Source organism: Mycobacterium nebraskense (assembly GCF_002102255.1).
GTDB lineage: Bacteria > Actinomycetota > Actinomycetes > Mycobacteriales > Mycobacteriaceae > Mycobacterium > Mycobacterium nebraskense.
The window spans coordinates 18,315-27,159 of the sequence record NZ_LQPH01000115.1; the positions used below are offsets into that span (position 1 = coordinate 18,315).

General features: G+C 64.4%; 9 protein-coding genes. 3 read left to right on the forward strand and 6 right to left on the reverse strand.

The annotated features are described in order from the left end of the window. The first annotated feature begins 281 nt into the window (after positions 1-281). A complete protein-coding gene (locus AWC17_RS13725) occupies positions 282-695 on the forward strand; it encodes a nuclear transport factor 2 family protein (RefSeq protein WP_046183515.1) in 414 nt (137 codons plus the stop codon). A 158-nt stretch (positions 696-853) separates the two neighbouring features. Here AWC17_RS13725 and AWC17_RS13730 read toward each other — a convergent pair whose 3' ends face one another. Further along, positions 854-2,329: a glutamate-cysteine ligase family protein gene (locus tag AWC17_RS13730; protein WP_046183516.1), complete on the reverse strand. Its 1,476-nt coding sequence runs from the start codon at positions 2,327-2,329 to the stop codon at positions 854-856. A 243-nt stretch (positions 2,330-2,572) separates the two neighbouring features. Next, a complete protein-coding gene (locus tag AWC17_RS13735) occupies positions 2,573-3,511 on the reverse strand; it encodes a universal stress protein (RefSeq protein ID WP_231614295.1) in 939 nt (312 codons plus the stop codon). Between the two features lie 394 nt (positions 3,512-3,905). On the opposite strand from AWC17_RS13735, the gene AWC17_RS13740 reads away from it, so the two are divergent. Continuing rightward, the gene (locus AWC17_RS13740; RefSeq protein ID WP_046186264.1) at positions 3,906-4,637 is read left to right on the forward strand and encodes a class I SAM-dependent methyltransferase; all 732 of its coding nucleotides are present in this window, start codon (positions 3,906-3,908) and stop codon (positions 4,635-4,637) included. A 13-nt stretch (positions 4,638-4,650) separates the two neighbouring features. On the opposite strand, the gene AWC17_RS13745 is transcribed toward AWC17_RS13740, so the two are convergent. Both AWC17_RS13745 and AWC17_RS13750 read right to left on the reverse strand, forming a co-directional pair. After that, a complete protein-coding gene (locus AWC17_RS13745; RefSeq protein ID WP_046186265.1) occupies positions 4,651-5,850 on the reverse strand; it encodes a glycosyltransferase in 1,200 nt (399 codons plus the stop codon). Next, positions 5,847-6,848: a UDP-glucuronic acid decarboxylase family protein gene (locus tag AWC17_RS13750; protein WP_046186266.1), complete on the reverse strand. Its 1,002-nt coding sequence runs from the start codon at positions 6,846-6,848 to the stop codon at positions 5,847-5,849. The genes AWC17_RS13745 and AWC17_RS13750 overlap by 4 nt, the downstream gene beginning before the upstream one ends. Before the next feature lie 271 nt (positions 6,849-7,119). On the opposite strand from AWC17_RS13750, the gene AWC17_RS13755 reads away from it, so the two are divergent. Continuing rightward, positions 7,120-7,464, forward strand: a complete 345-nt coding sequence (locus AWC17_RS13755; protein WP_141224621.1) for a hypothetical protein — start codon at positions 7,120-7,122, stop codon at positions 7,462-7,464. A 28-nt stretch (positions 7,465-7,492) separates the two neighbouring features. On the opposite strand, the gene AWC17_RS13760 is transcribed toward AWC17_RS13755, so the two are convergent. Next, entirely contained in the window at positions 7,493-7,708 is a 216-nt protein-coding gene (locus AWC17_RS13760) for a hypothetical protein (protein WP_046186268.1), read from the reverse strand. 149 nt (positions 7,709-7,857) lie between these two features. Beyond that, entirely contained in the window at positions 7,858-8,721 is an 864-nt protein-coding gene (locus tag AWC17_RS13765; protein WP_046186269.1) for a phytanoyl-CoA dioxygenase family protein, read from the reverse strand. Between the last annotated feature and the right edge of the window lie 124 nt (positions 8,722-8,845).

Consider the following 8,845-nt stretch of genomic DNA (forward strand, 5'->3'; position numbering starts at 1 on the left):
GCGTGCGCCCCGAAGTTGCCCGTTCATCCAGCGACTGGAACCGTAGGACTGGTAGTCGTGTTACGGCTTGTCCAAGACGGCCATGACGGGCCTTTTCTGTCTTTCGCTGTCAACGGTCCAGGTCAACTGCTGTAAAGAACGTTGCGGTGGGCGCTGAGGACTCTGCTTGCCAGTTGCCCAACAACGGGAACAACATGCACATCGTGGAGGCGGGCGGCCGTCGCAAGCCGTTTATGCCGATTCGGGCACCGGGGACTGAGCCCGGACGCTAGCTTTGCGGTGTGACCCCACCAGTGATTCAGCGCTGGATCGAGATCATCGACACCGGCCATACCGACGAACTGCACGACCTACTGGCCGAGGATGCCGTCTTATACTCACCAGCGGTCTTCACACCACAGCAAGGCCGGGCCAAGGCCGCAGCCTACCTGGCCGCCGCAGCAAAGCTGTTCGCCGACACCGACTTCCAGTACGTCGAGAAGTGGTACGCTGACCACTCCGCGGTGCTCGAGTTCGTCGCCGACATCAACGGAATCCACGTCAACGGCATCGACATGATCCATTGGAACGATGCCGGCAGCATCACCTCGGTCAAGGTGATGCTGCGACCGATGAAGGCTCTACAGGCTGTCATCCCCGAAATGGCCAAATTGCTGCAGCAGGGCGACATAGCACCCACCGGGCGGGCGCAGTAAGGCTGCTGGTCAGATAAGCACGTCTGAAGGCGGGAAGTGGAGGACGCGGGCCGCCCGGAGCCGAATGTTGTTCCACAGCATTAGTTTTCATGCCTCCACTTGGCAGCGTCCTTGCTGCCGCCAACCCCCGCCCTGCTGCCAACGACCACGCGCGGCGGTCATGGCACTGGCCATTCGTGGACTGGGGCACCGCTGCGCGCGTACTCCGCATACCGCCGGGTCATTTCACGCAGCGCAATGATGCGTTGCAGCCCGTGCTCCTCGAGCTTGCGCACCGTCTCGGTCTGCCAGACGGCGCCGGTGCGGCCGCATCGAACGCGCGCTTCTATGACACCGAGGTACCGGTCACGGTCGCCCGCGTCCACGCCCCAAGCGTCGAGCCCGGCCGCTGCGGCCGGCAGCAGGACCTCACGAGTGAGCTGATCGGCGGGGTGGTCGACGCCCTGCCAGCACAGCCGCGCCGCCAGCCCGTCTCGGGCCGCGCGGTGCAGGTTCTGCTCGGCCGCCGCGAAGGGCGTCTGCTTCCAAGGGGTTGGGTCGCTGTCGACGATGGCGCGGACCAGGCCGTAGTAGAACGCGGCGTTGGCGACCATGTCGACGGGAGTCGGTCCGCTGGGCAATACCCGGTTTTCGATGCGCAGCTGCGGGCGACCCGCCTGGACGTCGTAGACCGGACGATTCCAGCGCCACACCGTTCCGTTGTGTAGCCGGAGCTCACGCAGGGCCGGAGCGTATCCGGCCCCAAGGGCGGCATAGGGATCCTCGGCCTCCAGCGTCGGAAACAGCGGCCGATACAGCCGCACGAGGTCGTCGAAGAGCTCGACGGGTCCGTTGACCCACCGGTCACCTAGCCGGACGCGCGCCGGTGCACCGGCGCGGACCTCCCTGCGGCGACGGGTGTCGAGCAGCTGCTCTAGCAACGTGATGCGGGTTTCTTGCCATACCTGGCGGGCGAGCAGGTACGGCGAGTTCGCGGCCACCGCGACTTGAGCCCCGGCGATCATTTGGGCGGCGTTGTAGTACGCGGCGAACCGGCCCGGTGGCACCCGCAGGTGCAGCTGCAGGCTTGTCGTGGCCGCGTCGGGAGCAACCGAGTCGGTTTTGAACTCAACCGGCTCACACCCATCGATGACGCGCACCAGGAACGGCCTCCGGCGGGCGGCGCTCATGCGGCTGGACAAGAGCGCGTAGCGCGGGTTGTGGGAGATCCGCTCGACGGTCAACTCATCGGCGCTGAGGGTGGGCAGCATGCCGATGGCGATCAGTCGCACACCGAGCCGCTCGATTCGTGCCCGGCACGCCTCGAGCACGTCGGCGAGGTCGCGCTCGCTGTCATGCAGCACCCGGCCTTGCAGCCGGCGTGGAGCGAGGTTCAGCTCGACGTTGAACTGGCCGAGCTCGTGTTGCATGTCCGCTCGGCCCAGCCGGGCAAGGACGGCGTCATTGATCAGCCGTGGCCGGCCTAACGGATCTATGAGATCGAGCTCGACCTCCATACCGATGGTGTTCTCATGACCGTCGAACCAGCCGCCGTCGACCATGCGCTGCATCGCGACGACGCACAGCTCGAGCCTGCGGCGCACCTCGTCGGCATGGCCAACAACCAGGGCGGAAGGATCGATGCGGTCACCCACGGCGCACCTCCGGCGCGGCACTGCTGGAAGTCGACCCACTGCAGCAGGGGCCCACTTGGCAATGTAGGCGCATGACACGGGTCGAGCGACACTTCAGCGTCGGGAGGGCTGCGCAACACCTATCGCGTATCGGAAGGTCGTTTCGCGTGCTTCCACGTTGTTTCCGCGTCGTCGAATCCGGTATTTCCGCAGTTCGATTCACGGCAGCTCCACTGGGGTAACGGGTACGTCAGAGTGCCAGACCTACAACGGCGGACGTCGTTCCTGACGCACCACGATCACAGGGATCTTGGCCCGATTGACCGCCGCCGCCCCGACGGAGCCCAGCAACATCCCATTGAACCTGCCGCAGCCGTGGCTGCCGACCACAATCAGTTGCGCCCGTTCGGACGCCTTGATCAGCCAACGTGCCGGATCACCAATTTCGATTCTGCGACGGATCCGCACGTTGGGATAGCGTTCGTGCCAACCCGCCAGCCGTTCAGCGAGTGTCTCCTCCTCCTCGGATAGCTGAGCGTCCCATTCGGAGTCTTGGAACAACCCCCTGGAGTCCGAAACCCGGGGATCACTCCACGCGTGCAAAGCAATTAGGGCGACGCCTCGTCGGGAGGCTTCCTCGAATGCAATAGCCGTTGCCGCTTCCGATGCCGGTGAGCCGTCGATGCCCACCAGCACCGGCGCCCGCGCGGAATTGCCAACCGACGCTTTCTCGTTGCGGATCACGGCGACTGGGCAATGCGCGTGGTAGACCAATCCCGAACTCACCGAGCCGAGGGAGCTGCGGACGAAGACGCCGCCATGTCCCCGATGGCCCACTACGACCATCTCCACCTCTTTGGAAAGGGCGATGAGCGTCGGGACGGTGGCCGAATAAAGCACCTGGCTTTCGATTTGCACGGGACCGCGCTCGCCAGTGCTGGCTTCGGCGACCTTGATCGCCGACTTGATGAATTTGCCTGCTCGCTTCGCCTGCCACTCCCTGAAGTCGGCCAGCGCGGTGACCTCGAACCACCCCGGTACGGGGGCGTCGATGACATGGACCAGAGCCAGCGGCGCATTCCGCAGCGCGGCATCACGGGCCGCCCACCGGACGGCGGCCAGTGCCGCTGCCGAGCCGTCAACGCCTACCAGGATCGCGCTACGTGGTGGTTGCCACATGTCGGCTCGTTTCTGATCGGCCATGTACCCAAGGGCAGGATCATGGAGGACGGCCGTGAGTGTCAGGGCCGAAGAGATGCAAGCCTGAGGACCAAAGGCACCGACGAAGCTCCTAACGCCTGGTGGCCGACGCGGCTGGGTCTGCCGCAAGGAGCGCGGGTTCGATTCCCGGACAGAACCGCAAAGTCGGGCCAGTCCCTCGTTTATGTGCACAGGTGCTTCACGGGCTGAAGGGCAAGCAGTCGATTGCGTATGGGCGCAGAATTGATACCCTTCAACCCGGTGCCCGCCCGCCAGCTTTGACAGTGCAAATCTTCGAATGTCGGCCTCCAACGGCGCAGACCGTGCCCGCTTGGCCGCGCAAAATCGCCAGCAGCCTACCGACCGCCCTGGAGGAGTTCATGCGCAGGAGTGCGTCATGACCGACGCCGCCTGGACCCTCTACGCCGAGCAGATGGACACGGTCGACGGCTGGTTCTTCGAGGCCGATGTCGCGCTCTTCACCAAGCTGCTCGCTTGTCAGACGGCCGAGCGCATAACGGGCGACATACTGGAGATCGGCACATATCAAGGCAAGTCCGCCATCCTGATGGGTTACGGCCTGCGCGACGATGAAGAACTGGTGATCTGCGATTTATTCGACGCCGTGATGGATCACGGCGACATCTCGCCGATTCCACGCCAGCAGTACTCGGGACTGGACCAGCAGCAGTTCCTGGCCAACTGGGATCGCTTCCATACTCGTCGGCCAACGCTCGAGGTCTGCGAATCATCGGAGCTCGACCTCGGAGAACGGGTGCTCCGCTTCATCCACATTGACGGGTGTCACAGCTATCAGTGCGTGGCGAAGGACATCAGCCTCGCAGTGGCTCACACCGGCAAACGCGGCGTGATTGCGATGGACGATTATCGGGGCGTCGAAACCCCGGGCGTGGCCGCAGCCGTTTGGCAGGCTGTCGGCAACGGCCTCTTGTTCCCCTTCGCGGCGACGTACATGAAGCTCTACGCCTGCACGTCGACCGCTGATCAGAGTTACTGGTCAGAGCGGGTCCGGGATTGTGCTGGCATCTGCGCCTTACCCGACTTCGAGTTGCCGTCGTATGGCAGCGTCTCGGCCGCGCAAGTTCAACGATCGATCGCCGCGCACTGAACACGCGCACCGATCACTCCGCCGTCCGCGGTGTCCGCCCATCAGCCGAAGCGCCGTGGCGGACCGCGTCTTCTAAGAGATCGGCGGCGATGGCAGCGCTTTCAGCGGGTGTGGCCATTTCGGCGGCGACCTCACGGGTTCGAGCGACGCAGCGCGGAGTGAGGATTGATCGCAGATCGGCGACCAGCGAATCCGGGGTGGTATCCATGAAGCGCCGTCCAATGCCGACTCCCAGTCGGTTGACCGCAGCTGCCCACATCGGCTGATCGACCGAGACAGCCAAAGCCAACGTAGGGACTCCGGCCCGAATGCCTGCGAACGTGGTACCGGGGCCCCCGTGGTGGACGACCGCACGGCAAGAGGGAAAAACGGCCGCGTGGTTCACCGCGCTCACAACCTTCACGTGCTCGAATTGCGGAAGGTCGGTGAGGTCGCTCACGCCGCTGCAAATCAGCGCCCGCTCGCCTAGCTGCGCGCACGCCGCGCTCATCGCGATCACGTCGGCGGAAAATGCGACTCGCGCGCTGCTGCCGAAGCCGAAGTAGATCGGCGGCGTCCCCGCGGCAATCCATGATGAGACCTCTTCGTCGATCTCGGTCGGCAACTCCAGCGTCAGCCCGCCAACGAAGGGCCGTCGGACGCCGCATTTTGCCCATTCGGCTGCCAGCTCGGGAAAGAAGAGTTCGTCGTAGGCCTGGATCTCCAGGGGTTGTGGCGTGGAAGGTCCCGGTTCCGCTGACAGGCCGAGTTCCCGGCGTTGGGCGTATTCAGCCGCTTTGGTTATGGGCGAATGCGTCTTATCCGGCGCGATCGGGTAGATGTGCACCGCGGCGTAGGGAATGTCGTAGTACTCCGCAACATTGGCGGCCAGCCCTTGCTCGCCGGCGTCCGTCAATAGCAAATCGGCCCCATCGGCCAGTGCCGTCAGCGCTGTACCCAGCCCCGGCCAGAGTTGGGTGATATCCCGGAAGATTTCCCACAGCATGACGGCAGGGTTCGGCGTCGTTCCGTACTTGCGGGCGATGTCCGCGTTCTGCCGTACCTGGTCCGGGCCGTGGCCGACCGCGGCAAGCCCCGCCGACTCGACGAAGCCGACATAGTTAGGCGGGACCGCCATGTGCACGTCGTGACCTCTGCGCTGTAGTTCCCGACCGATGGCGGCGCACGGCTCGATATCACCCCGAGTTCCGAGGGTTGCCAGCACGAATCTCATTGCCGGAACCGGGTATTGAAGACATCAAGGGTCACAGCGCGCCCCGGCGACCGACATTCGATTATATCTCTGAAATATTCGATCGTCCGCGCGGCCCCTTCTTCGAAAGGGACGCGTGGACGCCAGCCGAGCTTGGACTCGGCGAGGCTGATGTCCGGCTTGCGCCTCCTCGGGTCCTCCGGCGGTCGTGCCTTGAAAACGGTCGGCGAGGTGGATCCGGTCATTTCCCTGATGGTGCTTGCGGTTTCGAGGACGGTGAGTTCGGCTGGGCTACCGAGGTTGACGGGACCAGTGAACGAGGGCTCGCTCGCCGCCATATTCACGAGCCCGTCGACGAGATCGTCGACATAACAAAACGATCGGGTCTGGCAGCCGTCTCCGAAGACGGTGATCGGATCTCCCCGCAGCGCCTGGACGATGAACGTTGGGATGATTCGGCCGTCCTCGAGGTCCATCCTCGGACCGTAGGTATTGAAGATGCGCACGACCTTGATTCGGACGCCGTAGCGACGCGCGTACTCGAGCATCAGCGTCTCCGCAACCCGCTTGCCTTCTTCGTAGCAGCCCCGCGGCCCGAAGCAGTTGACGTTGCCCCAGTAGCTTTCGACCTGCGGATGGATCGTCGGATCCCCGTAGACCTCGCTGGTGGAGGCCTGGAGAATTGTCGCCCCTTTTTCGCGGGCCAGTTCCAGGAGGTTCCTGGTCCCGAGGTAGTTGGTGTCCAGGGTGAACAGGGGATCCCGCTGGTAGGCGCGCGGCGATCCTGGGCAGGCCATGTTGAAGATGACATCCAGCGGACCCGTCACGGCCGCGCCGAACGGCCGGGTGATGTCGTGCTCGAAGAAACTGAAGCCCGGGTCCCCCCCGAGCTCCATTACGTTTTCGCGCCTGCCGGTGCAGAAGTTGTCCAGCCCGACAACCTCGATGCCTTCGCGCCGGAGCCGATTGCTGAGGTGAAACCCCAAGAACCCGGCGGCGCCCGCGACCAGGGCTCTCACCCTTCTCTCCTTAATGCCGGCCCATGCCGTAATACTCGAAGCCCTCGGCCCGCCGACGTAGCCTAGTACGACCGACCGGCGCGCTGCACGGCTGCCGATGGAACTGTTTCTGCCCACATGCCGGTTACCAGGTTATCCAGTGGAGTTGCACGTTCGCTCCTCTCCGGTTTCTGGCGCCGTCCAAGCGGCCAAGGCCCTAACATTGGTGGACGGGGGCCATAGGTTGTCGACCCCGCAGGTCATCGAAGCGCCGAATCGAGGAGAAGTGTCCGTGCAACAGTCGCTTACACCCTTGTCCGTCATGAGAAGGCTGTTTCTTGCCCTGTCGTTCGTGATCGCGTTTGTTGCTTCGGCTCTGATGCCCGCCACACTCGCTGCGGCCCACGCTGACCCGATTGGATTCCCACCGGACTGGCCCAACTACGAGATGCAAACCGAACAGACCATGTGCAATGCCATGGCACAGGGCTGGTCGCGCGCGCAGATAGTCGGCGCGATGCAACAAGCGAACAATCAGAGTGTGACCGGGTTGACTCCGGCGCAGGCCGCCAAACGTGCCAACATGTGGATCGACCTGGGCCGAATCAAGTACTGCCCAGGCGCGATCGCCAGTTGATTCGCGTCACCGCCGGCCGTGCAGGCCGCTAGCAGAGGGCAGCAGAAAACCACCCGCCGGCCACAAGGGCGATGACGAGTGCGGCGGTGGTGTGCCCCGTCGATGCGGCTACGACGACGCCTGTGACCGCAGCGATAAAGGCCATGACCACGACGACGGCCAGCAGTATCCGGTGCGAATGGATTGCCCCGCTAGAACGCGGCGCGACAACGACGTGCTTGCTCGAGCCGTGGGCTGAGGCCATGAAAGCTCCTACCAGTTGTGACCTGGAATACAGCCTTAGCATAAATGTGCGGTGAGTCACATACCACCCTGGCCCTGCGGAATGGTCGTCAGGGGTTCGCGCAGAAACGCAGCCCGGTTGGGGGGCTTCAGCGGAGACGGAGCTAGGACCTACGAGTCCTGAGCGGCTTCCAACAGCCGCAGCGGGTGCAGACCGTCGACCGCGCCGACGAAGGGCGGGTGGATGCTGTAGCCGAGCATGCGGCGAATGTCGTCGGAGACCGATCGGGCGATCTCGCGCGATATGGACAACGTGAAGGCTTCCATCGGTCGCAGCCACGGCTGGCAGTACTGGGCGGTGACGGCGAGACGGTCACGGTCGGTGCTGTTGGCGCCCCCGCCGTGCCACAGGGTCCCCACGAAGAAGACGCACGAGCCGGCGGGCATGACGACGGGCAGGGCCTGATCGTCCAGGCCCGGCCGGCGCTTGCCCCAGCGGTGGCTGCCGGGGTACAGGACGGTGGCGCCATTGTCGGCGGTGAAGTCGTCGATGGCCCAGATCGTGGCCGCCGCCAACGGTTCTCGTGGACGCGGGATCGGATAGAACCCGTCGTCATGGTGAGCCAGCTGCGCGGCCTCTCCCGGCTGAATGTTGATGGCCTGCAACGCCGAAAGCAGGTAGTTGGGCATCAGCAGCCGATCGAGCACCGCCAGCACCCGAGGATTGGCGACGATCCCGTCGCACGCGCGCGTCCGGCTCAGCAGGCTGTAGATGCGCTGCGTGCGCCGGCCCTCGAAGGAGTTGCGTCCCGTGTGCCCGAGCCACGGGCGCACGACCTCACGAATCTGCCGGCACTGCTCGGGAGTGAGCAGGTCCTCCCAAATGACGTAGCCGTCGCCGTCCAGGGCCGCCATGTCGGCGTCGACAATCGCGCTGTCGACCGAGCTTCCACCGCTCGCCGTCCGCTTGTACCGCTGCGCCAGATCGCCCCTGAGGTCTTCCAGCGTCGTGACGGACTCGTCGTCGATGTTCATTGGCACTCGTCCTTCATCCCGCATCCACACTAAGCCGAGTTCGACTCCCTGTTGCCTCATTTCAAGATGCGCGCGAAGGCGGATTCGTTGCCTCACGTAAACGTGCGCGCTTGTTTGTTGGTGG